The sequence below is a fragment of the Streptomyces sp. NPDC091649 genome, assembly GCF_044756785.1.
In the GTDB taxonomy this organism is placed as follows: domain Bacteria; phylum Actinomycetota; class Actinomycetes; order Streptomycetales; family Streptomycetaceae; genus Streptomyces.
The window spans coordinates 141,605-168,317 of record NZ_JBIVTR010000009.1; the positions used below are offsets into that span (position 1 = coordinate 141,605).

Genomic DNA, 26,713 nt, shown 5'->3' on the forward strand with positions numbered 1-26,713 from the left:
CTTACCACGGCCGGGCCCGTCTCCTCGTGGCTTCCGGCCGGGGCCCTGGGGCCGTGTCCGCCCTCTCACCCGCCGCCGCTCGCCCGCCGGTCCTCACCCCCGCCCCCTCCGCCGGCTGTCACGCCTTGCGGCTCGGCTCCTTGTTCCCGCGCCCGACGAGACCTCGGCGGACCGAGCCCGGGGCGTTCCAGTCGGCGCGCTTGCGGGCCCGCTTCTTCGCGGCCTCGGAGGACTGGAGCTGGTACGGGACGGAGGTCACCATGACGCCCGGGGTGAAGAGGAGGCGGCCCTTCAGGCGCAGGGCGCTCTGGTTGTGCAGCAGGTGCTCGTACCAGTGGCCGACCACGTACTCGGGGATGTAGACGCTGATCACGTCGCGCGGGCTCTGGCGGCGCAGGCCCTTGACGTACTCGATGACCGGGCGGGTCACTTCGCGATAGGGCGAGTCGAGGATCTTGAGGGGGACGTCGATGCCGCGTCGCTCCCAGTCCTTGCGCAGTGTCTTCGTCTCGTCCGGGTCGACGCTGATGGAGAGGGCCTCCAGGTGGTCGGCGCGGATGAGTTTGGCGTAGGCGAGGGCGCGCAGGGTGGGGCGGTGGAGTTTGGAGACCAGCACGATCGCGTGGACGCGGGAGGGGCGCAGGCCCTCGTCGGCGGGGGCCTCGTCGGCGGCGATCTCGGCGGCGACCCGGTCGTAGTGCTTCCGGATCGCGGTCATCGTGCCGTAGAAGATCACCATGCCGAGGAGGGCCACCCAGGCGCCGTGGGTGAACTTGGTGGCGAGGACGACCACCAGGACCATGCCGCAGAAGAAGGCGCCGAAGGCGTTGATGGCGCGGGAGCGGACCATGTGGCGGCGGGTGGCCTGGTCGCGTTCGTCGGCCAGATGGCGGTTCCAGTGCCGCACCATGCCGGTCTGGCTGAGGGTGAAGGAGACGAAGACCCCGACGATGTAGAGCTGGATCAGCTTCGTGGAGTCGGCTCCGTAGACCCAGACCAGCAGGATCGCCGCGCCGGCCAGCAGCACGATGCCGTTGGAGAAGGCGAGCCGGTCGCCGCGGGTGTGCAGCTGGCGGGGCAGGTAGCGGTCCTGGGCGAGGATCGAGCCGAGCAGCGGGAACCCGTTGTACGCGGTGTTCGCGGCCAGGAACAGGACGAGTGCCGTGGCGGCCGCGAGGATCATGAAGAGGAAGGATCCGTGGCCGAAGACCGCCTCGGCGACCTGGGCGATGACCGGGTCCTGGGTGAAGTCGGCGCCGACCGGGACGCCGTCGCGGATCAGGTCGATCGCGGGGTTCTCGGCGAGCTTGACGTCGGTGGCCAGGGCGAGGCCGATGATGCCGCAGAACATGGTGACGGCCAGCAGGCCCATCATGGCGAGCGTCGTCGCGGCGTTCTTGCTCTTCGGCTTCCGGAAGGCGGGCACGCCGTTGCTGATCGCCTCGACCCCGGTGAGGGCGGCGCAGCCGGAGGAGAAGGCGCGCAGCAGCAGGAAGACGAGGGCGAAGCCGGCGAGTCCCTGGTGTTCGGCCTTGATCTCCAGGTCGGAGGTGGGGGCGTGCATCGTGTCGCCGAGGACGACCCCCCGGAACGCGCCCCACAGGATCATGAGGAAGACGCCGGCCACGAAGAGGTAGGTGGGAATGGCGAAGAGTTTCCCGGACTCCTTCACGCCGCGCAGGTTCATCAGGGTGAGGAGGACGATGGCGCCGATGGCGCAGAGCGTCTTGTGCTCGATGACGAACGGGACCGCGGAGCCCAGGTTCTCGACGCCGGAGGAGATGGACACGGCGACGGTGAGGACGTAGTCGACGAGGAGGGCGCTGGCGACGGTCAGGCCGGCCTTCGGGCCGAGGTTGGTGTTCGCGACCTCGTAGTCGCCGCCGCCGCTCGGGTAGGCGCGGACGTTCTGCCGGTAGGAGGCGACGACCGTGAACATGAGGACGACGACCGCGAGGGCGATCCAGGGGCTGAAGTGGTACGCCGACGCCCCCGCGATGGACAGCACGAGGAGCACTTCTCCGGGTGCGTACGCCACCGAGGACAACGGGTCGGACGCGAAGACGGGAAGGGCGATGCGCTTGGGGAGGAGGGTCTCCCCCAGCTTGTCGCTGCGCAGCGCCCGGCCGATCAGGATCCGTTTGGGCAGGTCGGTCAGTTTGGACACGCTGAGGATCGTAAGCGGAGCCCGGGGCCGGAACGCACGCCCTTTTGACGTGGCCCCGCAATCTCCTGCGGTCGGTGGAGAACGCGACACTATTCCTTAACGCAATCCTTGCGCCCGTTCGGCCTGTTTTGCTTTTCCTTTACCGGAGAGCGCGATGATTCGCGCACGCGGATGAGGCATTGACTTCCCCGGCGCATAAGCTCGTCTCCGGGCCGCACCGCGGGTGCGCGCCCGTGGTGTGCCCAGCAAGCTGAGAGAGAAGTGTGAGCAGCGTGTTTTCGCAGGTCAGCCGGATGACCAGGACGGCGGGGTAGGCGCACAGTGCACATCGTCATCATGGGCTGCGGGCGCGTCGGAGCCGCTCTCGCGCAGACCCTGGAACGACAGGGCCACACGGTCGCGGTGATCGACCAGGACCCCACGGCGTTCCGTCGCCTCGGGTCCGGATTCGGCGGCCGCCGGGTCACCGGTGTCGGCTTCGACCAGGACACCCTCCGCGAGGCGGGAATCGAGGACGCCGGGGCGTTCGCCGCGGTCAGCAGCGGCGACAACTCGAACATCATCGCGGCCCGGGTGGCCCGCGAGATGTTCTCCATCGAGAACGTCGCGGCGCGGATCTACGACCCCCGTCGCGCCGAGGTCTACCAGCGCCTCGGCATCCCCACCGTGGCCACGGTCCGCTGGACGGCGGACCAGATGCTGCGGCGGCTGCTGCCCTCGGGCGCGGAGCCCCTGTGGCGTGATCCGAGCGGGGGTGTGCAGCTCGCCGAGGTGCACACGACGCCGTCCTGGATCGGCCACAAGATCAGCACGCTCCAGGAGGAGACGGGGGTCCGTGTCGCCTTCCTCACCCGGTTGGGCGAGGCCATACTGCCGACCTCGCACACCGTCCTCCAGGAGGGCGACCTGGTCCACGTCATGATGCGTACGGACGAGATCGCCAAGGTCGAGGAGACCTTCGCGCAGGGTCCCGAGGAGGGCGGTCACTGATGCGTGTGTCGATTGCCGGGGCGGGCGCGGTGGGCCGTTCCATCGCCACCGAGCTGCTGGAGAACGGGCACGAGGTGCTGCTGATCGACAAGGCGCCGACCGCCATCTCGGTGGAGCGGGTCCCGATGGCCGAGTGGCTGCTCGCGGACGCCTGTGAGATCACGTCGCTGGACGAGGCGGCGCTGCAGCGGTGCAACGTGGTGATCGCCGCGACGGGGGACGACAAGGTGAATCTGGTCGTCTCGCTGCTCGCCAAGACCGAGTACGGAGTGCCGCGCGTGGTGGCCCGGGTGAACAACCCGAAGAACGAGTGGCTGTTCAACGAGTCCTGGGGCGTGGACGTCGCCGTCTCGACGCCGCGTCTGATGTCGGCCCTGGTCGAGGAGGCGGTGAGCGTCGGCGATCTGGTCCGGCTGCTGCGCTTCAGCCATGGCGACGCCAACCTGGTGGAGCTGACCCTGCCGCCGGAGTCGGCGCTGGCCGGTACCCGTGTCGGGGATGTGGCGTGGCCCGAGGACACCTCGCTGGTGACGATCATCCGGGGTACGCGCGTGTTGACGCCGAGCCCCGAGGAGTCCCTGGAGGCCGGTGACGAGCTGCTGTTCGTGGCCGCTCAGGCGCGCGAGGAGCAGCTGGAGGACCTGTTGTCGGTCCGGCGCGGTCCCTCGGAGGACTGACCGCCGAGCGAGGCGCTCGGGAGTGAAACGACGGGGTGGGGCCAACCGCCGAGCGGTTGGCCCCACCCCGTCGTCGGACGCCGGGTGTGCGGGTCAGGCTTCCGGGTCGCGGAGAGCCGCGGCGGCCTGTGCCTTGCGCGCCTTCTCGGCCTGTTCCTCGGCCTCCATCTCGGCGAACACGTCGATGGGCGCCGGGGCCTTGGCGAGGAAGACCCAGGTCAGGTAGACCGCGAGCAGGAACGGCGGGATCTTGAGCGCGATGAGCACCCAGCCGAACTGCGTGGGGTCGGCCCACCAGTAGAGCGGGAAGAGGATCGCGCACTTGGCCAGCAGGATGAAGCCCCAGGCGTAGCTGGCCTTGGTGTACGCCTTCTTCCGGCCCGGATTGCGGGTCCGCCAGGAGAGGTTCTCCTTGAAGACCGGGCCGAGGATCAGGCCGATCAGCGGGACCCCGGCGGCCGCGGTGCCGAGGTAGGCGACCGCGAGGCCGAGGGTGTAGAGCATCCCCGGCAGGTAGAAGTCCTTGGCGTTGTCGGTCATCATCGCGAAGACGGCGCCGAAGGCCACCCCGAAGACGCCGCTGAAGGCGTGCTTGACGGTGTCCCGGCGGATCAGCCGGACGGCGACGAGGGCCAGGGACACGATCAGGGCCGCGATGGCCGAGACGTGCAGGTCCTTGTTGATGGTGAAGATCGTGACGAAGAGCAGCCCGGGCAGGACTGTCTCCACCATGCCGCGCACGCCGCCGAACGCCTCGAAGAGGGCGGCCTCGGTGACGGCCTTCGCCTCGGTGACGGCCGCGGCGTCCCGCTGAGCGGCGTGCCTCCCGCCCGCGTGCGACGGGTCGGTGGGGTGGGGCTGGTCCGTGTCGGACGTCGGCTTGTCGAGAGACGTCACCGGCTACTCCTTGCCGAGCGGTCGGAGTTCGTATGTGGGGTTGAACAGCACCCGGCGGCCGTGGCTCATGGCGACCCGCCCCGAGGCGATGATCCTGCGGCCGGGCTCGATGCCGACGATGGAGCGACGGCCGAGCCAGACCACGTCCAGTGGTTCGGTGCCGTCGAAGAGCTCCGCCTCCAGGGCGGGGACTCCGGCCCGGGGACGGAGGGTGACGGTCCGCAACGTACCAGCCACCTTCACGATCTGCCGGTCGGAGCACTCGGAGATCCGGGTGCATCCGGTGGCCTGCGCGTCCTCCTGCAGCTCCTGGGACTCCAGGTCCTCCTGGGAGCTGGAGAGCCGGTCGAGCATACGGCGGAAGCGCCCGGAAGGTCTCGCCGCCTTCCCGGCCTTCCCGGCTTTCTCGGATCGGGGAACAGCACTCATACCCGAAGGGTACCGGTCCCGAGGGCCGCGTACGGAGGCCCCGGACGATCACTCGAAAGGGTGGTGCGGTGGACGGTCAGGCGCGCTCGAAGCGGTAGCCCATGCCCGGTTCGGTGACGAAGTGCCGGGGGTGCGAGGGGTCCGCCTCCAGCTTGCGGCGCAGCTGCGCCATGTAGACCCGCAGATAGTTGGTCTCGGTGCCGTAGGACGGGCCCCAGACCTCCTGGAGGAGTTGCTTCTGGCTGACCAGGCGGCCGGCGTTGCGGACGAGGACCTCCAGCAGGTGCCACTCGGTGGGGGTGAGGCGTACGTCGCGGCCGCCCCGGTGCACCTTCTTCGCCGCCAGGTCGACGGTGAAGCCGGCCGTCTCGACGAGGGCGACCGCCTCGCCGCCGCCCTCCTGGCCGACCGGCTCCGCCCGTCGCACCGAGGCGCGCAGCCGGGCCAGCAGTTCGTCCATGCCGAACGGCTTGGTGACGTAGTCGTCGGCCCCGGCGTCCAGGGCCTCCACCTTCTCGTCGGAGCTGTGGCGGGCGGAGAGGACGAGGATCGGCACCCGGGTCCAGCCGCGCAGGCCCTTGATCACCTCGACCCCGTCCATGTCGGGCAGCCCGAGGTCGAGGAGGACGACGTCGGGGTGGCGGGCGGCGGCGAGCTGGAGGGCGGTCGCCCCGTCGGGCGCGGCGTCGACCTCGTACTGGCGGGCCTTCAGGTTGATCACGAGGGCGCGGACGATCTGCGGCTCGTCGTCGACCACAAGCACCCTGGTCATCGCGGACCTGCCTTTCTGCTGCACGGGGAGGAGGGAGGAGCACTGCTGTGCGGGGAGAGAGAGGGAAGGGCACGGTACGGGGAGGGGAGGGCGCGGGGGCGAGCGGCGTACGCCCGGGGTCGTCCCGGCCCGCGCGGACCTGTCACGGGGCGGCCCGGTCCGGCAGCCCGGCGTCGGCCCGGACGCCGCCCGGGGCCGCGGGGAGGGTCAGGACCATGGTGAGCCCGCCGCCGGGGGTGTCCTCGGCGTCGAGGGTGCCGCCCATGGCCTCGGCGAAGCCCCGGGAGACGGCGAGGCCGAGGCCCACTCCGGCGCCGCGCGGGGCGTCCCCGTACCGCTGGAAGGGCTCGAAGATCCGCGCCTTGCCCTCGTCGGGCACGCCCCGGCCCCGGTCCACGACCCGCAGCTCGACCCGGCCGCCGAGTGAGCTGGCGGCCACGGCGACGGGCTCCCGGCCGGGGTTGTACTTGACGGCGTTCTCCACGACGTTGGCGACGACCCGCTCCAGGAGCCCGGGGTCGACGGCGACCATCGGCAGCGTCTCGGGAATGTCCAGGTCGACGCTGCCCTCCGGGACGCCGCCGAGCGCCATGGGGACCACCTCGTCGAGGTCGATCTCGCGGATCAGGGGGGTCACGGTGCCGGTCTGGAGGCGGGACATGTCCAGCAGGTTGCCGACGAGGTGGTCCAGCCGGTCGGCGCCGTCCTCGATGCCTTCCAGGAGTTCCGCCTCGTCCGCCTCGGACCAGGCGACGTCGTCGGAGCGCAGCGAGCTGACGGCGGCCTTGATGGCGGCCAGCGGGGTACGCAGGTCGTGGCTGACGGCGGCGAGCAGGGCGGTCCTGATCCGGTTGCCCTCGGCGAGCCTGCGGGCCTGCTCGGCCTCTCCGACCAGGCGCTGGCGGTCCAGGACGACGGCGGCCTGGGCGGCGAAGGCGCCGAGCACCCGGCGGTCCTCGGCGGGCAGGACCCGGCCGGACAGGGCGAGGGCCAGGTTGTCGCCGACCGGCATGTCCACGTCGGCGTCGTCGGGGCGGGCCACCGGGGCCGGGCCGACGGACCCGGCGCACGTCCACGGCTCCACGTCGCTGTCGCGTTCCAGCAGGGCGACGGACTCCATGGCGAAGGTCTCGCGGACCCGTTCCAGCAGGGCGTCCAGGGCGGTCTCGCCGCGCAGCACGCTGCCCGCGAGGAAGGAGAGGATCTCCGACTCGGCGCGCAGCCGGGCGGCCTGGTGGGTGCGCCGCGCCGCGAGGTCGACCACGGAGGAGACCGCCACCGCCACCGCGAAGAAGATCACGATGGCGACGAAGTTCTCCGGGTCCTGAACGGTCAGGGTGTGGGTGGGCGGGGTGAACCAGTAGTTCAGCAGGAGGGTGCCGACGGCCGCCGAGGCGAGCGCGGGGCGCAGTCCGCCGAGGAGGGCGGCCGCCACCGTCAGGAAGAGGAAGAGCAGGACGTCGTTGGCGAGGCCGGGGCCGTTCTCCAGGCTGAGCAGCAGCAGGGTGAGCAGGACGGACCCCCCGACGCCCACGAGCCAGGCCCCGATGCTCCGGCCCCGGCCCAGCCGGGCGCCGCGGGCGATGGGCAGACCGCGGCCCTTGGCGACCTCTTCGTGGGTGACGATGTGGACGTCGAGGTCGGGCCCCGACTCGCGGGCGACGGTCGCGCCGACCCCGGGGCCGTAGATGTACTGCCAGGTCTTGCGGCGGCTGGAGCCCAGCACGATCTGGGTGGAGTTCACGCCGCGGGCGAACTCCAGCAGCGCCGCCGGTATGTCGTCGCCGATGACGTGGTGGAAGCTGCCGCCGAGGTCCTCGACCAGGGTGCGCTGGACGGCCAGCTCCTTGGGGGACGCGGAGGTCAGGCCGTCGCTGCGGGCGATGTAGACGGCGAGGATCTCGCTGCCGGACCCCTTGGCCGCCATCCGGGAGGCGCGGCGGATGAGCGTGCGCCCCTCGGGCCCGCCCGTCAGCCCGACGACGATGCGTTCGCGGGCCTGCCAGGTGGTGCGGATGCCGTGCTCGCCCCGGTACTGCTGGAGGTACTCGTCGACCCGGTCGGCGACCCAGAGCAGGGCCAGCTCGCGCAGGGCGGTGAGGTTGCCGGGGCGGAAGTAGTTCGAGAGGGCCGCGTCCATCTTGTCGGGCTGGTAGATGTTGCCGTGCGCCATCCGGCGGCGGAGCGCCTGGGGCGACATGTCGACCAGCTCGATCTGGTCGGCCCGGCGGACCACGTCGTCGGGCACGGTCTCGCGCTGCCGGACGCCGATGATCGACTCGACGACGTCGCCGAGCGACTCCAGGTGCTGGATGTTGACCGTCGATATGACGTCGATGCCGGCCTGGAGGAGTTCCTCGACGTCCTGCCAGCGCTTGGCGTTGCGGGAGCCGGGGACGTTGGTGTGGGCCAGCTCGTCGACGAGGGCCACGGCCGGCGCGCGCTTGAGGACGGCGTCGATGTCCATCTCGGTGAAGACGGCCGACCGGTAGCTGATCTCGCGGCGTCCGACCTGCTCCAGGCCGTGCAGCAGCACCTCGGTGCGCGGTCGGGCGTGGTGCTCCACGAGGGCCACCACGCAGTCGGTGCCGCGCTCGACCCTGCGATGGGCCTCGGAGAGCATCGCGTACGTCTTGCCGACGCCCGGTGCCGCGCCCAGGTAGATCCGGAGTGTGCCGCGTCCCATGGCCCCATTGTCTTCTTCCGTCCGGCGGCGCCGTGGCGACAGCCGGTGGCGCCCGGTGCGGCCGCCGCCCTCGACGCTACTCCGCCACGGGCCGGGGTTCGGTCCCGGGAGTGCAGGTGGGGAGCGTATTGACGGAACTCTGATGCGCGCTGTGGGCGGTGCGTCGGTGCTCCGGGACGTCAGCCTTCTTCGACGATATGCCCGTCGCTCAGCTCCAGGACCCGGTCCGCGAGGCCCAGCAGCTGGGGGTCGTGGGTGGCGACGAGGGCGGTGACGTTCTCGCTGCGGACGACCGCGCGGAGCAGCTCCATCACGGCGAGCCCGGTCTCGGCGTCGAGCTGACCGGTCGGCTCGTCGGCGATCAGGAGGGCGGGGCGGTTGGCGAGGGCGCGGGCGATGGCGACGCGCTGCTGCTGGCCGCCGGAGAGCTCGCCGGGGCGCTGCTCGGCATGGTCGGCGAGGCCGACGAGGGAGAGCAGCAGCGCGACCCGCTCGTCGCGCTCGGCCGGGTCGGCCCTGCGCAGCCGCAGGGGTACGCCGACGTTCTCGGCGGCGGACAGGATCGGGATGAGGCCGAAGGACTGGAAGATGAAGCCGACCCGGTCCCGGCGCAGCTCCAGGAGTCCCTTCTCGCCGAGCCCCGACAGCTCGGTGCCGTCCACGGTGATCCGGCCGCCGTCCGGGGTGTCCAGGCCGCCGACCAGATTGAGCAGGGTGGTCTTGCCGGAGCCGGACCGGCCCTTCAGCGCGACCAGCTCCCCGCGGGGGATCTCGAAGGACACCCCGCGCAGGGCGTGCACGGCCGCCGCTCCGCTCCCGTAGGAACGGTGCAGGTCCTCGACCGAGACCATGGCCGTACGGTCCCGGCCCTCGGCCAGGGCCGTGCCGGACTGCCCGCTGGTGCTCCCGGTCATACTGCTCCCCCGTGCTCACATGGTCCGCGTCGTCGCCCGCCAGTATGTGCGCCCGGCGCACGCCCGGGCAATGGCCGGCGGCCGTCCACGCGTCTCCGCGGGCGCTCCCCGCGCGCTCCGAGGGGGTGCCTCTCGTACGTCTTCGGGATGGTGGGGCGGGAAAGGCCGGTGGGGCGGGAAAGGCCGGTGGGGCGGGAAAGGCCGGTGGGGCGGGAAAGGCCAGTGGGGCGGGAAAGGCCAGTGGGGCGGGAAAGGCCAGTGGGCCGCACCCGGAGAGGGTGCGGCCCACCGGCCGTCGCGTGCGAAGTGCTGCTGGATACCGCCGGCCGCCCGCTAGCGGACCTCGGTGATCTCGGGGCCGCGCTGGAGCTGTCCCATGCCGCCGGAGAACTTCGAGCCCTCCTGCTCCTCCTGCTGGACGCCCTCGGGCACCATCTGCGCGTCGTTGGGGAGCTTGAGGACGATCGGGTCGCGGGGGGCCATCGGGCCGTCACCGCGGACGACCACGGTGTCCCGGAAGATCGTCTCCAGCAGCCCGGCGGCCTCCGGCTGGACGGCGCCCTGGCCGGAGATCACTCCGCGCAGGAACCAGCGGGGCCCGTCGACGCCGACGAAGCGCACGAGCTGGACTCCGCCCGTGCCGTCCGGCAGCTGTACGGGGACCTGAGCGCGCAGCTCCCAGCCCAGCGGGCCCTCGACCTCGTCGATGACGCCGCCCTGCTGGGTGATGCCCGAGGCGATCTCGTCGCGGACCTCTCCCCAGATGCCCTCTTTCCTGGGGGCGGCGAATGCCTGCAACTGGATCGCGCTGTCGCGCAGCACCACGGTGGCGGCGACGATCGCGTCCCCCGCCACCTCGACCCGCAGCTCCATGCCCTCGACCCCGGGGACGAAGATGCCGCCCAGGTCGACCCGGCCCTCGCCGGGCTGGGAGACCTCGGTGCTGTCCCAGGGCCCGTCCGGCCGGGGGGCCGGCGGAAGATTCATCCGGCGAGTGCCCTGGGCGCCGCCGTCGCCGCCCTCGGGCTCGTCGGCGACCTGCTCGGCCTCGCGCACCTCGTCCGCCGCGTCCTCGGCGGAACCACTCTTCTTGCGACGTCCGAACACGTCACTGTCCTTCCCGGTCGGATACGACCGAAGCGTAGCTGTTCCCACCGTGGGTGATCCCGCCCTCGGCGCCGTCCACCGACGCGTGGCCGCCGGTGGACCCGAAGCCCCCTTCGGCCCGCGCCGAGCCGGGAAGTTCCGCCACCTCGTGGAAGCGCGCCTTCTCGACCTGCTGGACAACCAATTGGGCAATCCGGTCGAACCGTTCGAATCGCACACTCTCGCGCGGATCGAGGTTGACCACGATTACCTTGATCTCCCCACGGTACCCGGCATCCACGGTCCCTGGGGCATTCACGAGGGCCACCCCGCAGCGGGCCGCGAGGCCCGAGCGGGGGTGCACGAACGCGGCGTACCCGTCGGGCAGGGCGATCGAAACCCCCGTGGGGAGCACGGCGCGCTCGCCGGGGGCGAGTTCGGCGGCCTCGGTGGTCACCAGGTCCGCCCCGGCGTCGCCCGGGTGTCCGTACGCCGGAATCGGCACGTCCGGGTCGAGACGGCGGATCAGTACGTCGACGGGGCGGCGCGTCACGGGTTCACCTCGAAGGCGCGGGCGCGCCTGAGCTGGTCCGGGTCGGACATGGCCGCCTGGATCTCGGCGGGCCTGCCGTTGTCGATGAAGTGGTCGACCTTGACCTCGATGAAGAGGGCGTCGGCCCGGACCGCGACGGGCCCTTCGGGGCCGCCGATCCGGCCGGTGGCGGTGGAGTAGATCTTCCGGCCGTGCACGGCCGTGATCCGGGCGTCGAGGTGCAGCACGGTGTCCACGGGGACGGGACGGACGAAGTCGGTCTCCAGCCGTCCGGTCACCGCGATGGTGCGCAGCAGCCAGTTCAGCGAGCCGAGGGTCTCGTCCAGGGCCGTGGCGAGCACGCCGCCATGGGCGAGGCCGGGGGCCCCCTGGTGGGCCGGCTGCACGGTGAACTCGGCGGTGACGCTCACGCCCTCACCGGCCCGCGCCATCAGGTGCAGTCCGTGCGGCTGTCCTCCGCCGCAGCCGAAGCAGTGTTCGTAGTGCGCTCCGAGGAGCTCGCCGGGGGCGGGCGCGTCGGGGTGCCGGACCGGCGCGACGGCGTCGGCCGGGGGTGTCAGAGCCGCTGATGTTCCACTCACAGGCGCAGACCTTACCCGCGCGGCGGTCCGCCGGTCGCGCCGTGCCAAGCTTGGTTCCATGCAGCCTTCCGCACCGCCCTTCGACGAACGTCTCACCGCGCCTCGCTCCTGGTGGTTCATCGCCTTCGGGATCGGCGTCGCCTGTGCTCTGATGCTTCTGCCGCTGGGCACTCTGCCCCTGCTCGCCGGGCTGGTCGGCGGCACGGCCGCCGCCGCCATGCTGGTGAGCGGTTACGGCTCCGCCCGGATCCGGGTGGTGGCGGGGGCGCTCGTCGCCGGCGACGCCCGGATCCCACTGTCGGCCCTCGGTGAGCCCGAGGTGCTGGACGCCGAGGAGGCGCGGGCCTGGCGCACGCACCGGGCGGACGCCCGTGCGTTCATGCTGCTGCGCAGTTATGTGGAGACGGCGGTGCGGGTGGAGGTCACGGACCCGCAGGACCCGACCCCGTACGTCTACCTCTCCACCCGGGACCCGCGGGGCCTGGCGGCCGCGCTGAGTACCGTTCCGGCGGCCTGAGCGGCAGAACGGCCGCCGGGGTCCGGAACGACCGCCGGTCGGCGGAGCCAGGCCCCGGGAGCAGCGGGCGCGGTCGCGGCCGCTCAGGGGCCCTCGATCTCCTTGGGCAGCCGGGCCGGGTCCTCGGGCTGTTCCAGCGGAGGCAGCTCGGTCAGCCGGTCCCACGGGACAGGGTCCTTGCGCAGGTCGTTCCGGATGCGGTCGGCGAGCTTGCGGGTGTCGCGGCGGTTCATGATGGCCCCGACGGCGGCGCCGACCATGAACGGGATGAGGTTGGGCAGATCGCGCGCCATGCGCTTCATGATCTGCTGGCGCAGCTCGCGCTTCATCTGGCCGCCCAGAGCGGCGTTGAGTGTGGTGGGCCGGGTGACGTCGACGCCGCGCTCCTCCGTCCACGACGTCAGGTACGCGGTGCTGCGCTGGCCGAGATTGCCCGGGGGGCGGCGGCCGTAGACCTCGTGGAGCTCGGCGACGAGCTTCATCTCGATCGCGGCGACGCCGGTGATCTCCGCCGCCAGTTCGGCGATCATGGCGGGCGGTACGGGCATCATGGCGGCGGCCCCGATGCCTGCTCCGACGGTCGCGGTGCCCCGGCAGGCTCCCGTGACCAGCTTGTCGGCCAGTTCCTCGGGCCCCAGCCCGGGGAACTGCTTGCGCAGGGCGGCCAGGTCGCGCACCGGCACGCGCGGGGCCATGTCGATGATGCGGTCGGCCAGCTGCGCCGCCAGTGCCTTCGCGTTCTCCCCGCCCTTGCGTACTCCCCGTCTCACCGCGTGCAGGCGGCCCCCGGTCGTGGCTTCCGCCTGGTCCTGCCGGTCCTGCTCTGCGGGCCGGTCCGGCAGCGCTGCCGCGCCGGCCACTTCGAGCGAGGCCGAACGGCCTCGCTCGTCGTCGGAACCGCCGGAGTGCTCCGGCAGGTCGGCGGACCGCTCGGCAGACGCGCTTCCGCCTCCTGCCGGGCCTGTGCCGCCTCTGCCGCTCGTACCGTTCTGGCTCGCTTCCGGGCCGTGCCGACGCCAGGGGCGCCGCTTCCGGAACGGTGTCTCGCCTGCCACGGCCGACTCGACCTCAGTCGCAGTCGCGGCAGATGGGCTGACCGTTCTTCTCGCGGGCCAGCTGGCTGCGGTGGTGCACCAGGAAGCAGCTCATGCAGGTGAACTCGTCGGCCTGCTTGGGCAGCACCCGGACGGCCAGCTCCTCGTTGGAGAGGTCCGCACCGGGCAGCTCGAGTCCCTCGGCCGCGTCGAATTCGTCGACGTCGACGGCGGATGCCGTCTTGTCGCTCCGACGCGCCTTGAGCTCTTCGAGGCTGTCCTGGTCCACGTCGTCGTCAGTCTTGCGTGGGGTGTCGTAATCCGTTGCCATGTCGCTCTCCCCCTCTTGGGTGTCTACGGGTGTCTCAGCGCACGTAACGCGTGAGAGGCCGGACTTGTGCCCGACCTGAGGCGGAGATTTTGCCTCACATCAAGGTCTGTTACTCAATCGACACCCAACCGGGTGCCTCTTCGAGGCTCGGCTTGGGTGGCGATGGGGACCGTACACGGTCCCGACTGTGCAGTTCACGGGTGCCACCCCGTGTACTTCCCGTGATAACGATCCTCGAAAACCCGGACGATTCCCGGCTTTCCGACGGGGGCGCCATCACGGAGAGTAGAGGGCGGGAAATTCGCGCCTGTGATCGATCACACACGACACGCCGCGGAACGGGTCCTGAAAATTCCGCCCAAAGCGAACATGGAGATTCGGTGCAGAGTCACATCGTGGAGCCTCTCAGACCGGCAGGGTGACGCGCATCACGAGACCGCCACCCTCGCGGGGCTCCGCGATGATACGGCCTCCGTGGGCCCGCGCGACGGACCTGGCGATCGACAGGCCGAGCCCGACGCCCTTGTCGCTGCCCGTGCGCTCCGTACGCAGCCGCCTGAAGGGTTCGAAGAGGTTGTCGATCTCGTACGCCGGGACCACCGGGCCGGTGTTCGAGACGACGAGCAGGGCCTGTCCGGTCCGCGCCTCGGTGGTGACCTCCACCCAGCCGTCCTCGGGCACGTTGTAGCGCACGGCGTTCTGCACGAGGTTCAGTGCGATCCGCTCCAGCAGGACCCCGTTGCCCTGGACGACGGCCGAGGCCCGGTCGCCCCGGATCTCGACCTTCCGTGCCACGGCCTCGGCCCGGGCCTGGTCGATGGCGCGCTCGGCCACCTCCGCGAGGTCGACCGGTTTGCGCTCGATGATCTGGTTGTCGCTGCGGGCCAGCAGCAGCAACCCCTCGACCAGCTGTTCGCTGCGCTCGTTGGTGGCCAGGAGGGTCTTGCCGAGCTGGTGCAGCTCCGGTGGGGCCTCCGGATCGGAGAGGTGGACCTCCAGCAGCGTGCGGTTGATCGCCAACGGGGTGCGCAGTTCGTGCGAGGCGTTGCCGACGAACCGCTGCTGCGCGGTGAAGGCCCGCTCCAGGCGGTCCAGCATGTCGTCGAAGGTGTCTGCCAGCTCCTTCAGCTCGTCGTCCGGACCGTCCAGCTCGATCCGCCGGGTGAGGTCCGTCCCGGCCACGCGGCGCGCGGTGCGGGTGATCCGGCCGAGCGGGGAAAGGACCCGTCCGGCCATGGCGTAACCGAACGCGAAGGCGATGATGCTGAGGCCGACCAGGGCGAGCAGCGAGCGGTTGAGCAGCGTGTCCAGCGCCTGTTCGCGCTGGTTGTTCACGCAGTCGTTGATCGCCGCGTTGAACGCCTCGGGCGTCGGGTTCAGGGGGAGGTCACAGATGTCGCTCGCGATCTTCCCGCTCACGATCTCGAACGGCAGCCTGCTGCCGACCTGCAGTGCCTGCGCGGCCAGCATGTAGATGATCGACAGCAGCAGGATGCCCGCGATCAGGAACATCCCGCCGTACAGCAGGGTGAGCCGTATGCGGATGGTCGGGCGCAGCCAGGGGTAGGGGGGCTCCAGCTGTTTGGGCTCCCAGGTGGGCTTCGGAGGTGCCGCCGGGGGCTCCGGGACGGTGGCCATGGTCCTCAGATCCGGTATCCGGAGCCCGGCACGGTGACGATGACGGGCGGTTCGCCGAGCTTGCGCCGGAGCGTCATGACCGTGACCCGCACCACGTTGGTGAAGGGGTCGGTGTTCTCGTCCCATGCCTTCTCCAGCAGCTGTTCCGCCGAGACGACCGCGCCCTCACTGCGCATGAGGACCTCCAGCACCGCGAACTCCTTCGGGGCGAGCTGGATCTCCACCTCGTCGCGGAACACCTCGCGGCGGTTCGGGTCGAGCTTGATGCCGGCGCGCTCCAGGACGGGCGGCAGCGCCACCGTCGTACGGCGGCCCAGCGCGCGCACCCGGGCGGTCAGCTCGCTGAAGGCGAAGGGCTTGGGCAGATAGTCGTCCGCGCCCAGCTCCAGGCCCTCGACCCGGTCGCTGACGTCGCCGGACGCGGTGAGCATGAGCACCCGGGTGGGCATGCCGAGTTCGACGATCCTCCGGCAGACGTCGTCCCCGTGCACCACCGGGAGGTCCCGGTCCAGCACGACGACGTCGTAGTCGTTGACCCCGATGCGCTCCAGGGCCGCGGCACCGTCGTAGACGACGTCGACGGCCATGGCCTCCCGGCGCAGTCCGGTGGCCACCGCATCGGCGAGCAGCTGCTCGTCCTCGACGACGAGTACGCGCACGGCGCAGTCCTTCCTTCGATCCTTCGTGGGTTCACAGCGTGAGCGGCCGCACGGGGCCGCTCGGACACGGGCAGCAAGGCCGACTGTGCGCGTCCATCCTGCCCGCAACGCGTATAAACCGGCGGTAAGGCGGCGGCGGGGCCGGACCTCCCGGCGGCTTCCCGGCGCGAACCGGCGGATTTTCGGGGGAGTTGAGGTTTCTCTGAGCCGCGGCGCGGGGAAGAGGGCTTCACACCCGCGATCACGCCTGTCCCGTGGCATGCCACGGCCCGCTCCTTCTCCTCCGGAGCAACGGCGCGATCACCCGCTCCTCCGGCTCTCCGGCCGGGGGAATCCCGGGCACACCCCCGTGCCACCGACCCACGATGAGGGGGCGCATCATGGACGCTTTCACCGCAGGTCTGCTGCAACGCATCAAGACCACCGAGTCCGACCTCACGCGGGCGCGCGAGGACGGCGACGACTTCCTCGCGGATGTCGAGCAGGGCGAGCTGGACGATCTGCGCCGGCTCGCCGCCGAGCACGGCGTGGAGATCGGCGCCACCAGCGTCTGAGCAGTACGCCAGGGGCCCCGGACACCGTCATGGTGCTCCGGGGCCCCTGGCGTGTGCGGCGGCCCTCAGGCCGCCCGTCAGGGCCTTCGGCGGCCCCGGCACCGTCAGTCGTGCCAGGCGCCCAGTTCGTCGAGGGCGGTCTGCAGCGGCTCGAAGACACCCGGGGTCGCCGCCACCGTGAGGTCGCCGTCGGCCGGCAGCCCCGGACGGCCGCCGGTCAGTGCCCCGGCCTCGCGGGCGATGAGGTCGCCCGCGGCCAGGTCCCAGGGGTGCAGCCCGCGCTCGTAGTAGCCGTCCAGCCGGCCCGCGGCCACATCGCAGAGGTCGACGGCCGCCGAGCCGCCGCGCCGGATGTCCCGGAGCCTGGGGATGAGCTGCTGGGCGACGTCCGCCTGGTGGGCGCGGACGTGCGCGACGTAGTTGAAGCCGGTCGAGACGAGGGCCTGGTCCAGCGGCGGGGCCGGCCGGCAGCGCAGGGGTTCGCCGTTCGCGAACGCACCGCCGCCGAGGACCGCCCGGTAGGTCTCCCGGCGCATCGGGGCCTCGACGACGCCCACGACCCGCTCGCCGTCGCGTTCGGCGGCGATGGAGACCGCCCAGGTGGGCAGGCCGTAGAGGTAGTTCACCGTGCCGTCGAGCGGGTCGATGACCCAGCGGATGCCGGTGCTGCCCGGGGAGCCGGCCCCCTCCTCGCCGAGGAAGCCGTCGTCGGGACGGAAGTCGGAGAGGTAGCCGACGATCAGCTTCTCGGCGGCGATGTCCATCTCGGTGACCACGTCGATGGGGCTGGACTTGGTCGCGGCCACTCCCAGGTCGGCCGGGCGGCCGTCGCGCAGAAGGGCTCCGGCGCGGCGGGCGGCCTCCAGGGCGAGGTCGAGCAGTTCGGACAGGGCGGGGTCGGTCACGGCGCTCCCGGGGTTCGGCGGAACAGATGGCTGGACGGAGAACTGGACGGAGAAGTGGACGGTGAGCCGGCCCGGACAGGCGCCGGGCGACACGGGAGCGCCCGGCTGTCCGGAGGATCAGGCGGATCAGGCGTACGGACTGTCCGCGCCGGCCGCGGCCGGCTTCGGGGCCCTGGCGGGGCAGCAGCCGACCGGACAGAGGTCGTGGGAGGGGCCCAGGGCCCCCAGCGCGCAGCGCTCCACCGCCCGCCCCCGCTCGGTCGCGGCGCGTTCCAGGACCAGGTCCCGTACGGCGGCGGCGAAGCGCGGGTCGTGGCCGACCGTGGCGGACCGGCGGACCGGCAGACCGATCTCGGCGGCCTTCGCGGTGGCCTCGGTGTCGAGGTCGTACAGGACCTCCATGTGGTCCGAGACGAAGCCGATGGGCGCCATCACCACGGCGGGAACGCCCTCGCCGTGCAGGGTCTCCAGGTGGTCGCAGATGTCGGGCTCCAGCCACGGGATGTGCGGGGCGCCGCTGCGGGACTGGTAGACGAGCTGCCAGGGGTGCTCGACGCCGGTCTCCTCGCGCACCGCCTCGATGATCAGCCGGGCCACGTCGAGGTGCTCGGCGACGTACGCGCCGCCCTCGCCGTGGGCCTCGGCCGGGCCCGAGGCGTCGGCGGCGGACGTCGGGATGGAGTGGGTGGTGAACGCGATGTGCGCGCCGGCGCGGACGTCCTCGGGGAGGTCGGCCAGCGAGGCGAGGACGCCGTCCGCCACGGGCTTCACGAAGCCGGGGTGGTTGAAGTAGTGCCGGAGCTTGTCGACCCGGGGCAGCGGCAGCCCTTCGGCCTCCAGGGCGGCCAGCGACTCGGCGAGGTTCTCGCGGTACTGGCGGCAGCCGGAGTACGAGGCGTAGGCGCTGGTGGCCAGGACGGCGATCCGGCGGTGGCCGGCGGTGGTCATCTCGCGCAGGACGTCGGTCAGATACGGCGCCCAGTTGCGGTTGCCCCAGTAGACGGGGAGGTCCAGGCCGTGCTCGGCGAAGTCGTGGCGCAGCGCGTCGAGCAGTGCGCGGTTCTGCGCGTTGATCGGGCTGACCCCGCCGAACAGGAAGTAGTGCTTGCCGACCTCCTTGAGGCGTTCCTCGGGGATTCCTCGGCCGCGGGTCACGTTCGCGAGGAACGGGACCACGTCGTCCGGGCCCTCGGGACCGCCGAAGGAGAGCAGCAGCAGGGCGTCGTAGGGAGCGGGATCGCGCAGATCGGACATGCCGTCGATCCTGCCACCCGCCTCCGACAGCGCGGCCACCGACATCCGACGCCCCGTCGGGAAGACCGGGGATCCCGGAAACCGCCCGCCTTCCCGCTCTCCCTGCCCGCCCCGGAATCCGGTGTCCCGGGCCCCCGTCCGACCGTAAGCTGTATCGGCCACTTATCCAGCTGACAGGCACGACCGGAGTACTCCTTGCCCAGCCCCTACCGCGCCATCTTCGCCGCCCCCGGTTCCAGGGGATTCTCCGCGGCCGGCTTCTTCGGCCGGATGCCGTTGTCCATGATGGGCATCGGCGTCGTGACGATGGTCTCCCAGCTCACCGGTCGCTACGGGCTGGCCGGGGCGCTGTCGGCGACGCTGGCGATGTCGGCGGCGGTCTGCGGTCCGCAGGTCTCCCGGCTGGTCGACCGCTACGGACAGCGCCGGGTGCTGCGGCCGGTCACGCTGGCGGCGGTGGCGGCGGTGGCGGGTCTGCTGATCTGCGCTCATCGCGGGACGCCGGAGTGGACGCTGTTCGTCTTCGCGGCGGGCGCGGGCTGTGTACCGAGTGTGGGATCGATGGTCCGGTCCCGCTGGGCGGCGATCTACCGGGGCTCCGCCCGTGATCTGCACACCGCCTACGCGTGGGAGTCGATCGTCGACGAGGTGTGCTTCATCTTCGGTCCGATCATCTCCATCGGCCTGTCCACCGCCTGGTTCCCCCAGGCGGGACCGCTGATCGCCGCCGCCTTCCTGCTGACCGGCGTCTTCTGGCTGACCGCGCAGCGGGCGACCGAGCCGGTGCCGCACCCGACGTCGCGGCACACCAGGGGCTCGGCGCTGCGCTCCCGGGGGCTTCAGGTCCTGGTGGCCGCCTTCGTGGCGACGGGCGCGGTCTTCGGCGGCGTGGACGTGGTGACCGTGGCCTTCGCCGAGGAGCGCGGCCAGAAGGGGGCGGCCTCCCTGGTGCTGGCCGTCTACGCGCTCGGCTCGTGTCTGGCGGGGGCCGTGTTCGGGCTGCTCCACCTGAAGGGGGACCCCGGTCGAAGGTGGCTGGTGGGTGTCTGCGCGATGGCCGTGAGTATGATCCCCCTCCAATTGGCCGGGAACCTTCCGTTGCTGGCCGTGGCGCTCTTTGTCGCGGGCCTCGCCATCGCACCGACGATGGTCACCACCATGGCCCTCGTCGAAGCGCACGTACCGCGCTCCAAACTGACCGAGGGCATGACCTGGACCAGTACCGGGCTCGCGGTCGGAGTGGCGCTCGGCTCCGCGACCGCCGGCTGGGTGGTCGACGCCGCCGGGGCGCAGGCGGGGTACGCGGTGCCCGCCGTGGCGGGAGCTCTCGCGGCGGCGGTGGCGTTCCTGGGATATCGCCGGCTGGCCGGGCCGGCTGCGACGGGAGGGCGCGGGGAAGATGACCGACACCTACGCACGGACGACGACGAGCGCGTGGCGTAACTGGGCGGGTACCGCCACCGCCCGGCCTGCCCGCACCGAGTCCCCCGCGTCCGTGGACGAACTCGCGGACGTGCTGCGCCGGGCGGGCGCGGAGGGCCTGAAGGTGAAGCCGGTCGGCGCGGGCCACTCCTTCACCGCGGTGGCCGCCACGGACGGGGTGCTGATACGCCCGGATCTGCTCACCGGCATCCGGGACATCGACCGTACGGCGATGACCGTCACGGTGGAGGCCGGCACTCCGCTCAAGCGGCTCAACACCGCGCTCGCCCGCGAGGGCCTGTCGCTCACGAACATGGGCGACATCATGGAGCAGACGATCGCCGGGGCGACCGCCACCGGTACGCACGGCACGGGCCGGGACTCGGCGTCGATAGCGGCGCAGATACGCGCGCTGGAGCTGGTCACCGCCGACGGCACGGTGCTGCGCTGCTCGGCCGGGGAGAACCCGGAGGTGTTCGCCGCGGCCCGGGTGGGGATCGGCGCCCTCGGAGTGGTCACCGCCGTCACCCTCGCCGTGGAGCCGATCTTCCTGCTGACGGCCCGTGAGGAGCCGATGACCTTCGACCGGGTCACCGCGGACTTCGATCAGCTGGTCGCCGAGAACGAGCACTTCGAGTTCTACTGGTTCCCGCACACCGGGAACTGCACCACCAAGCGCAACAACCGCAGCGCCGGTCCGGCCGCCCCGCCCGGGCGGGTGCGCAGCTGGATCGACGACGAACTGCTGTCCAACGGGGTCTTCCAGGTCGCCTGTTCGCTGGGCCGCGCGGTTCCGGCGACGATCCCCCCGATCGCCAGGCTCTCCAGCCGGGCGCTGTCGGCGCGTACGTACACCGACATCCCGTACAAGGTGTTCACCAGCCCGCGCCGGGTGCGGTTCGTGGAAATGGAGTACGCCGTTCCGCGCGAGCGGGCGGTGGCGGTGCTGCGGGAACTGAGGGCCATGGTCGAACGCTCACCGCTGAAGATCAGCTTTCCGGTCGAGGTGCGCACCGCTCCGGCCGACGACATGCCCCTGTCGACCGCCTCGGGCCGGGACAGCGCGTACATCGCCGTCCACCTGTACCGGGGCACGCCCCACCGGTCGTACTTCACCGCGGTCGAACGGATCATGACCGCGCACGCCGGCCGCCCGCACTGGGGCAAGATCCACACGCGGGACGCGGCCTATCTGGCGGAGGTCTACCCGCGCTTCGGTGAGTTCACCGCTTTGCGTGACCGGCTGGACCCGGATCGCCTGTTCGGCAACGACTACCTGCGGCGCGTGCTAGGCGACTGAGCCCGGGCGCCTCGCGTCCCGCACGCCGTCGGCCCCGGCCCCTCTCCGTCGTGAGGGGCCGGGGCCGACGCGCGTTCCGAGCTCCGCCGGTACGTCGGTCACCCGGCGCCGGCGTCGGTGCCGGGCGGGGCCTGCTCCCCCTGCTCGGGTCCGGTGTCGGTGCCGGCCGGGGGCGCGTCGGTGCCGGCGTCGCCGGGGGCCGACGGGGCGGGGGTCGCCGGACCGGGCGTGGGTACGTCGCCGGTGGCGGAGGGCGTCGGCGTCGGAGTGGACCCGGTGCCGGGGTTCTCCGCGTCCGCGCCCGTACCGGAGTCGGGGGTCGTCTCCTCGCCGCCGCGGCCCTCGTCCGTGGCGGGGGCGGAACCGGTGCCGTCGCCGGGGACCGGCCGCCGCTCGTCCTCCTGCCCGTCCTGGCCGGCGTCCTCGGAGGGCGTGGGACCGGCGGGGCCGGAGTCCCGGTCGTCGCCGCCACCGCGTACGACGGAGCTGAGGGTGGTGCCCCGGCCGCCGCTGAGGTCGTTGCCCGAGACCATCTCGAACGCGGTGATCCCGGCCATGGAGACGGCGAAGACCGCGGCGGCCGCGAGGGCCGGCCGCTTCCAGCCGCGCAGCCGGGTGCCATGGGTGACGCCGTCGCCGAACGCGCCGTCGGCGGCGGCCGTGCCGGCTCCGACCCGCGGGAGCGGCCGCGTACGGTCGTCGCCCTGCCGGAGCGCCGACGTGCGGTCGCCGGCCGGTGACAGCGGCCGCGTACGGTCGGCGTCGGCTCCGTGGCCGTCGGCGCGCGGGACGCGGAGCATCCGGGTCCGCGCGTCGCCCAGGTCCAGCAGTTGCGTCCGGTCCGCGTCGGGCGTGGACGGCCGGGTGCTCCCCTCGTCCGGGATCACTTCCGGGACCGTGCCGGGATCGGCCGTGGCCAGCACCCTGGTGGCGTCGTCGGGCGGCTCCGGCCCGGGCCGCCGGGCGGCGGCTCTGTGTCCGGCGGGCGTCGTCTCCTTGGTGTGCACCGTCACCCGGCGGCCCTCCGGGTGGGTCACCTGGACCGTCACCTCGCGGATCTGCTCGCCGGTGCGGCGGAAGAAGTGCTGGAAGACCGAGCCGCCGCAGGTGGCGACGACACTCATCACACCCGCGCCGGCGATGGTGCCGTACACGCCCAGCTGCGAGGCCAGCACCGCTGCCGCGACGGCCGCCACGGCGCTCCCCGCGACCTGCGGGAGGCTCAGATCTATGCGCCTTTCCTTCGGTTCTGCGTCACTTTCCGGCTTCTGACCCATTACCAGCCCCTGCTTGACATCTCTCCCACCCTGCACCAACAAGGGACAAATGAGCGAAGCGGATAGTTCCGTTTCCGGCGATTCTGTGAAGGAGGACACGCATCAGGCGCATTTCACGGAGAACCGGGTATCTCAACTCCCGCGCCTCGCGAGAACTTCGACGGCGCGCCGGTCCACCCCGGTGGCCCGAATGGAGTACTGTGACGAGCCCTGGGGCGGACTCCGACGTGGGAATCCGCAGCCACCGGAGGGGGCCGACGGCGGCACTCGAACCGGCGGCGTCGAGGCATCACACGGATGCTTGCCACACAGAGCGGCCAAATCGGTCACTTTGGGACGCAATGGGCAACCGTGTCATGGTGACGCACCAGGACGAGCCCGACACGCCGGGCAACTTGGCAATGTTGTGGCAGGCTGCACCCGGGCAGGTCACACTCGACTAGCGGAAGCAGCGACGCACGTGACGTCGGCAGGCACCACCCGGGAGGTCCCCATGCCCGAACTGCGTGTCGTGGCCGTCTCCAACGACGGCACACGACTGGTGCTCAAGGCTGCGGACAGCACGGAGTACACGCTTCCGATCGATGAGCGGCTGCGCGCCGCCGTGCGCAACGACCGCGCCCGGCTCGGCCAGATCGAGATCGAGGTGGAGAGCCACCTCCGGCCCCGCGACATCCAGGCCCGCATACGGGCCGGTGCCTCCGCGGAGGAGGTCGCCCAGTTCGCCGGCATCCCCGTCGACCGAGTACGCCGCTTCGAGGGCCCCGTGCTCGCGGAGCGCGCCTTCATGGCCGAGCGCGCCCGGAAGACCGCCGTGCGCCGTCCCGGCGAGAACACCGGCCCCCAGCTCGGCGAGGCGGTGCAGGAACGCCTCCTGCTGCGCGGCGCCGACAAGGAGACCGTCCAGTGGGACTCGTGGCGCCGCGACGACGGCACCTGGGAAGTCCTGCTCGTCTACCGGGTCGCGGGTGAGCCGCACTCGGCGAGCTGGACGTACGACCCGCCCAGGCGGCTGGTCCAGGCGGTGGACGACGAGGCGCGCTCGCTGATCGGCGAGACCGACGACGTCGCCGCGCCCGAGCCCAGCTTCCCCTTCGTGCCCCGGATCGCCCGGCTGCCGCGGGACCGGCCGCTGGACCGGAGCCTCGACCGCCAGATCGACCGCGACCGGCCGTTGGACCGAGCCCTCGACCGGCAGATCGAGCGGCCCGCCCCGGCCGCTGCCGAGCCCGAGGAGTACGTGAGCAGCGCCTCGGCCGGCGAGCGCGACTCGCTGACCAGCCTGCTGGAGGCGGTGCCGAGCTTCCGCGGCGACATGGTCGTCCCCGAGCGGCCCACGCAGCCCGAGCCGCCCGCGCTCGAACCGGCGGAGGAGGCGGAGGCGGACGAGCCGCCCGCCGCCGCTTCGGCGGGCGCGGGGTCCGCGTACGCCGACGTGCTGATGCCCCGGGCGGTAGCCGGTCACCGCGACCGGCTGACCGGGACGACGGACCGTCAGGCCGAGGCGGACGGGGTCCGGCCGGGCCGCCGGGCGGCCGTGCCGAGCTGGGACGAGATCGTCTTCGGCACCCGGCGCAAGAACAAGGACTGACCGGGGATGACGACCGGCGGGGGCGGGGTCCGTACGCGGTCGCGTACGGACCCCGTTCCCTTACCGTCCCCTCCCCCGCCGTCCGCCCGCGCGCCCGGGCTACTGCGGATCGGGGCCGGTGGCGACCGGCCGGGAGGGGTCCGAGGACCACTCCGACCAGGAGCCGGGGTAGAGGACACCGGTGAAGCCCGCGATCTCCAGGGCCAGCACCTCGTGCGCCCCCGAGACCCCGGAGCCGCAGTAGACGCCCACGCCCGCGCGGCTGCGCTCCGCCCCCAGTCCGACGAACCGGGCGGCGAGCCGCTCGGCCGGGAGGTAGCGCCCGTCCTCGTCGGTGTTCTGCGCGGTCGGCGCGGAGACGGCCCCGGGGATGTGGCCGCCGACGCGGTCGACCGGTTCCACGTCGCCCCGGTAGCGCTCCGCCGCGCGCGCGTCCAGCAGCAGACCCGACCGGGCGAAGGCCGCCGCGCCGTCCGCGTCCAGCGTGGGCAGCGCCCCCGGCTTCGGCCGGAAATCGCCCTCGGCGGGGCGCGGGATCTCGGTGGAGAGCTCACCCGTCCAGGCGGCGAGGCCGCCGTCCAGGACTCGTACGTCCCGGTGCCCCGCCCAGCGCAGCAGCCACCAGGCGCGGGCCGCGGCCCAGCCCTGGCCCCCGTCGTAGACCACGACGGGGGTGTCCTGGCCGACCCCCGCCCGGCGCATCGCGGAGCCGAAGGTGTCCGGGTCCGGCAGGGGATGGCGGCCGCCGTCGCCCGCGGGACCGGCCAGTTCCGTGTCGAGGTCGACGAAGACGGCTCCGGGCAGGTGACCGGCGTCGTAGTCGGGGCGGCCGTTCGGGCCGCCGAGCTGCCAGCGGACGTCCAGGAGCACCGGCGGCCGGGGCCCTGTCGACTCGCCGGCGCATTCGGATGCGGTAATGATGGGCTTCATGGGTGCCATCCTCGCGCAGCGGCCCGGCACCCGGAACAGCATCGGAGGGGGCGGCCGACGGGAATCCGGCCGCCCCTCGTCGAGAACCCGGACGACGCGGCGCGGCCGGTACGCCTCCCGCGCCGGGGGATGCAAGCATCTGCACGGGGTACGCGGACCGCTTCCCGGCCCGGGACGGCGTACCCGTCCCGGTCCCCCGCACCGCCACCACAACGGTCCGAGGAGAGAGAAGACGATGACCGAGGCTGCCGCCCGGCGCACGCCCGGAACACCTTGCTGGGTGAGTCTGATCGTGCACGGCCTGACCACCACCCAGGAGTTCTACGGGGCCCTTTTCGACTGGGAGTTCCGGCCGGGGCCCGAACAGCTGGGCCCCTACCTCCGCGGGCTGCTGCACGGGCAGGAGGTCGCGGGCATCGGTCAGCTGCCGCCCGACCGGCACCTCCCGATCGCCTGGACCACCTACCTCGCCACGGACGACGCCGACGTCACCGCGGAGGCCATCCGCTCCTGCGGCGGTACGGTCGCGGTCGGCCCGCTGGACGCGGGCCGGGCCGGGCGGCTCGCCATCGCCTCGGACCCGAGCGGCGCGGTCTTCGGCATCTGGCAGGGCTCGGAGCACATCGGCACGATGACGGCGGGCGTGCCCGGCACCCCCGTCTGGAACGAGCTGGTGACCCAGGAGACCTCGACGGTCGCGAAGTTCTACCAGACGGTCTTCGGCTACGAGACGGAGGCGGTCGTCTCGGCCGACTTCGACTACCAGACCCTGCACCTGGACGAGGTTCCGGTGGCGGCCCTGCACGGGGTCGGCCACGCGCTGCCGCGTGACCGGGGACCCCACTGGATGACGTACTTCGAGGTCGCGGACACCGATCTGGCCGCGGCCAGGGTGGTGGAGCTGGGCGGGCGTGTCCTGCAGCCGCCGCGCGAGGGGTCGAGCGGACGGCTGGCGACGGTCGCGGATCCGGAGGGGGCCGTGTTCACGATCGTCCGGTCCGCCGGGGGCGGGGCCTCGGAAGGCGGGCGGCTCGCGGATCGATAGGATCCGCGCATGTCTCACAGTGTCCACGCTCTCGTCGTGGCCGGACCGGTCGACAGCGGGCGGGCCCGCTCGGTGGGGTTGCGCGCCGTTCTCACGCACGGCGACATCACCGTGTTCCCGATCGATCACTACTTCTCCGCCTACTGGGCCGCCAGGCGCGGCAACAGCGCACTGCTCGACCTGCCTGACGGCCTGACCGGCCTGTTTCCGAACGAGGCCGTGCTGCGTGACCTCGCCGGTGAGGCTACCGGCACGGAGAGTCTTCGGTTCGCGATCGTCGGGACGGACTATTTCGCCGGAGTCGGCGGCCAGTGGGCTGCCGCCTTCGACGGCGAGGAGCGGTTGACGCCCGATGAGGCGTCGATCAACCAGGCACTTGCCGCGCTCGGCGTGCGAGCGACCGCTTCCCAGGACGAATTCGACGTCATCGGCCTCGGCGGGTTCCGGAGCAGCCCGGACCACCTCGACGCCTACGTCGGCCTGTGCGACGAACTCGGCGTCTAG

26 protein-coding genes are annotated in these 26,713 nt (G+C 72.3%); 9 read left to right on the forward strand and 17 right to left on the reverse strand.

The genetic code is table 11. The features are described 5' to 3' along the window. Positions 1–118 precede the first annotated feature (118 nt). Entirely contained in the window at positions 119–2,167 is a 2,049-nt protein-coding gene (locus ACIQMU_RS17670; protein ID WP_352241977.1) for an APC family permease, read from the reverse strand. A gap of 321 nt (positions 2,168–2,488) precedes the next feature. Between ACIQMU_RS17670 and ACIQMU_RS17675 the strand changes: the two genes are divergently transcribed. Then, entirely contained in the window at positions 2,489–3,157 is a 669-nt protein-coding gene (locus ACIQMU_RS17675; protein WP_352241976.1) for a TrkA family potassium uptake protein, read from the forward strand. Further along, complete coding sequence (locus tag ACIQMU_RS17680) at positions 3,157–3,834, forward strand: TrkA family potassium uptake protein (RefSeq protein WP_352241975.1); 678 nt, start codon at positions 3,157–3,159, stop codon at positions 3,832–3,834. Before ACIQMU_RS17675 ends, ACIQMU_RS17680 begins: the two co-directional genes overlap by 1 nt. A gap of 93 nt (positions 3,835–3,927) precedes the next feature. Here ACIQMU_RS17680 and ACIQMU_RS17685 read toward each other — a convergent pair whose 3' ends face one another. The 8 genes from ACIQMU_RS17685 to ACIQMU_RS17720 form a co-directional block, all read right to left on the reverse strand. Then, positions 3,928–4,731 carry a DUF3159 domain-containing protein gene (locus ACIQMU_RS17685; protein ID WP_352241974.1) on the reverse strand — a complete coding sequence of 268 codons (804 nt, stop codon included), beginning with the start codon at positions 4,729–4,731 and terminating at the stop codon, positions 3,928–3,930. 3 nt (positions 4,732–4,734) lie between these two features. Beyond that, the gene (locus ACIQMU_RS17690; RefSeq protein ID WP_173400421.1) at positions 4,735–5,160 is read right to left on the reverse strand and encodes an OB-fold nucleic acid binding domain-containing protein; all 426 of its coding nucleotides are present in this window, start codon (positions 5,158–5,160) and stop codon (positions 4,735–4,737) included. Between the two features lie 76 nt (positions 5,161–5,236). Beyond that, positions 5,237–5,932 carry a response regulator gene (locus ACIQMU_RS17695; RefSeq protein ID WP_352241973.1) on the reverse strand — a complete coding sequence of 232 codons (696 nt, stop codon included), beginning with the start codon at positions 5,930–5,932 and terminating at the stop codon, positions 5,237–5,239. Between the two features lie 142 nt (positions 5,933–6,074). Beyond that, entirely contained in the window at positions 6,075–8,618 is a 2,544-nt protein-coding gene (locus tag ACIQMU_RS17700; RefSeq protein WP_352241972.1) for a DUF4118 domain-containing protein, read from the reverse strand. Between the two features lie 179 nt (positions 8,619–8,797). Continuing rightward, positions 8,798–9,532, reverse strand: coding sequence for an ABC transporter ATP-binding protein (locus ACIQMU_RS17705; protein ID WP_352241971.1), 735 nt, complete (start codon positions 9,530–9,532; stop codon positions 8,798–8,800). Positions 9,533–9,865: 333 nt separating this feature from the next. Then, complete coding sequence (locus ACIQMU_RS17710; protein WP_402689178.1) at positions 9,866–10,639, reverse strand: DUF3710 domain-containing protein; 774 nt, start codon at positions 10,637–10,639, stop codon at positions 9,866–9,868. A gap of 1 nt (position 10,640) precedes the next feature. Further along, positions 10,641–11,171: a dUTP diphosphatase gene (gene dut / locus ACIQMU_RS17715; protein ID WP_352241969.1), complete on the reverse strand. Its 531-nt coding sequence runs from the start codon at positions 11,169–11,171 to the stop codon at positions 10,641–10,643. After that, positions 11,168–11,752, reverse strand: a complete 585-nt coding sequence (locus ACIQMU_RS17720; RefSeq protein WP_352241968.1) for a PaaI family thioesterase — start codon at positions 11,750–11,752, stop codon at positions 11,168–11,170. The genes dut and ACIQMU_RS17720 overlap by 4 nt, the downstream gene beginning before the upstream one ends. 58 nt (positions 11,753–11,810) lie before the next feature. On the opposite strand from ACIQMU_RS17720, the gene ACIQMU_RS17725 reads away from it, so the two are divergent. Next, positions 11,811–12,269 (forward strand): DUF3093 domain-containing protein, encoded by a 459-nt coding sequence (locus ACIQMU_RS17725; RefSeq protein ID WP_352241966.1) that lies wholly within the window; start codon positions 11,811–11,813, stop codon positions 12,267–12,269. Positions 12,270–12,352: 83 nt separating this feature from the next. On the opposite strand, the gene ACIQMU_RS17730 is transcribed toward ACIQMU_RS17725, so the two are convergent. The 4 genes from ACIQMU_RS17730 to ACIQMU_RS17745 form a co-directional block, all read right to left on the reverse strand. Further along, positions 12,353–13,324 (reverse strand): hypothetical protein, encoded by a 972-nt coding sequence (locus ACIQMU_RS17730; RefSeq protein WP_402689179.1) that lies wholly within the window; start codon positions 13,322–13,324, stop codon positions 12,353–12,355. A gap of 13 nt (positions 13,325–13,337) precedes the next feature. Then, complete coding sequence (locus tag ACIQMU_RS17735) at positions 13,338–13,634, reverse strand: DUF4193 domain-containing protein (RefSeq protein ID WP_003965732.1); 297 nt, start codon at positions 13,632–13,634, stop codon at positions 13,338–13,340. Positions 13,635–14,039: 405 nt separating this feature from the next. Beyond that, the gene (locus tag ACIQMU_RS17740) at positions 14,040–15,272 is read right to left on the reverse strand and encodes an ATP-binding protein (protein ID WP_356729057.1); all 1,233 of its coding nucleotides are present in this window, start codon (positions 15,270–15,272) and stop codon (positions 14,040–14,042) included. A gap of 5 nt (positions 15,273–15,277) precedes the next feature. Beyond that, positions 15,278–15,931, reverse strand: coding sequence for a response regulator transcription factor (locus ACIQMU_RS17745; protein ID WP_003965735.1), 654 nt, complete (start codon positions 15,929–15,931; stop codon positions 15,278–15,280). Between the two features lie 380 nt (positions 15,932–16,311). Between ACIQMU_RS17745 and ACIQMU_RS17750 the strand changes: the two genes are divergently transcribed. After that, positions 16,312–16,485 (forward strand): hypothetical protein, encoded by a 174-nt coding sequence (locus ACIQMU_RS17750; RefSeq protein ID WP_164493914.1) that lies wholly within the window; start codon positions 16,312–16,314, stop codon positions 16,483–16,485. A 104-nt stretch (positions 16,486–16,589) separates the two neighbouring features. Here the strand turns inward: ACIQMU_RS17750 and ACIQMU_RS17755 are convergent, their stop codons facing one another. Both ACIQMU_RS17755 and ACIQMU_RS17760 read right to left on the reverse strand, forming a co-directional pair. Then, positions 16,590–17,390 (reverse strand): inositol monophosphatase family protein, encoded by an 801-nt coding sequence (locus tag ACIQMU_RS17755; RefSeq protein WP_352241963.1) that lies wholly within the window; start codon positions 17,388–17,390, stop codon positions 16,590–16,592. Between the two features lie 126 nt (positions 17,391–17,516). Continuing rightward, positions 17,517–18,644 carry a ferrochelatase gene (locus ACIQMU_RS17760; RefSeq protein WP_352241962.1) on the reverse strand — a complete coding sequence of 376 codons (1,128 nt, stop codon included), beginning with the start codon at positions 18,642–18,644 and terminating at the stop codon, positions 17,517–17,519. 195 nt (positions 18,645–18,839) lie between these two features. Between ACIQMU_RS17760 and ACIQMU_RS17765 the strand changes: the two genes are divergently transcribed. Together ACIQMU_RS17765 and ACIQMU_RS17770 are read left to right on the forward strand one after the other, a co-directional pair. Further along, a complete protein-coding gene (locus tag ACIQMU_RS17765) occupies positions 18,840–20,087 on the forward strand; it encodes an MFS transporter (RefSeq protein ID WP_352241960.1) in 1,248 nt (415 codons plus the stop codon). Then, positions 20,044–21,366 (forward strand): D-arabinono-1,4-lactone oxidase, encoded by a 1,323-nt coding sequence (locus ACIQMU_RS17770; protein WP_352241959.1) that lies wholly within the window; start codon positions 20,044–20,046, stop codon positions 21,364–21,366. The genes ACIQMU_RS17765 and ACIQMU_RS17770 overlap by 44 nt, the downstream gene beginning before the upstream one ends. 98 nt (positions 21,367–21,464) lie before the next feature. Here the strand turns inward: ACIQMU_RS17770 and ACIQMU_RS17775 are convergent, their stop codons facing one another. Then, positions 21,465–22,643 carry a hypothetical protein gene (locus ACIQMU_RS17775; protein ID WP_402689180.1) on the reverse strand — a complete coding sequence of 393 codons (1,179 nt, stop codon included), beginning with the start codon at positions 22,641–22,643 and terminating at the stop codon, positions 21,465–21,467. A 493-nt stretch (positions 22,644–23,136) separates the two neighbouring features. On the opposite strand from ACIQMU_RS17775, the gene sepH reads away from it, so the two are divergent. Beyond that, positions 23,137–24,234 carry a septation protein SepH gene (gene sepH, locus ACIQMU_RS17780; RefSeq protein ID WP_352241956.1) on the forward strand — a complete coding sequence of 366 codons (1,098 nt, stop codon included), beginning with the start codon at positions 23,137–23,139 and terminating at the stop codon, positions 24,232–24,234. Positions 24,235–24,333: 99 nt separating this feature from the next. On the opposite strand, the gene ACIQMU_RS17785 is transcribed toward sepH, so the two are convergent. Next, positions 24,334–25,164 (reverse strand): sulfurtransferase, encoded by an 831-nt coding sequence (locus tag ACIQMU_RS17785; protein WP_352241955.1) that lies wholly within the window; start codon positions 25,162–25,164, stop codon positions 24,334–24,336. A 235-nt stretch (positions 25,165–25,399) separates the two neighbouring features. On the opposite strand from ACIQMU_RS17785, the gene ACIQMU_RS17790 reads away from it, so the two are divergent. After that, positions 25,400–26,209, forward strand: coding sequence for a VOC family protein (locus ACIQMU_RS17790; RefSeq protein WP_402689181.1), 810 nt, complete (start codon positions 25,400–25,402; stop codon positions 26,207–26,209). A gap of 9 nt (positions 26,210–26,218) precedes the next feature. After that, positions 26,219–26,713: a hypothetical protein gene (locus ACIQMU_RS17795; protein WP_402689182.1), complete on the forward strand. Its 495-nt coding sequence runs from the start codon at positions 26,219–26,221 to the stop codon at positions 26,711–26,713.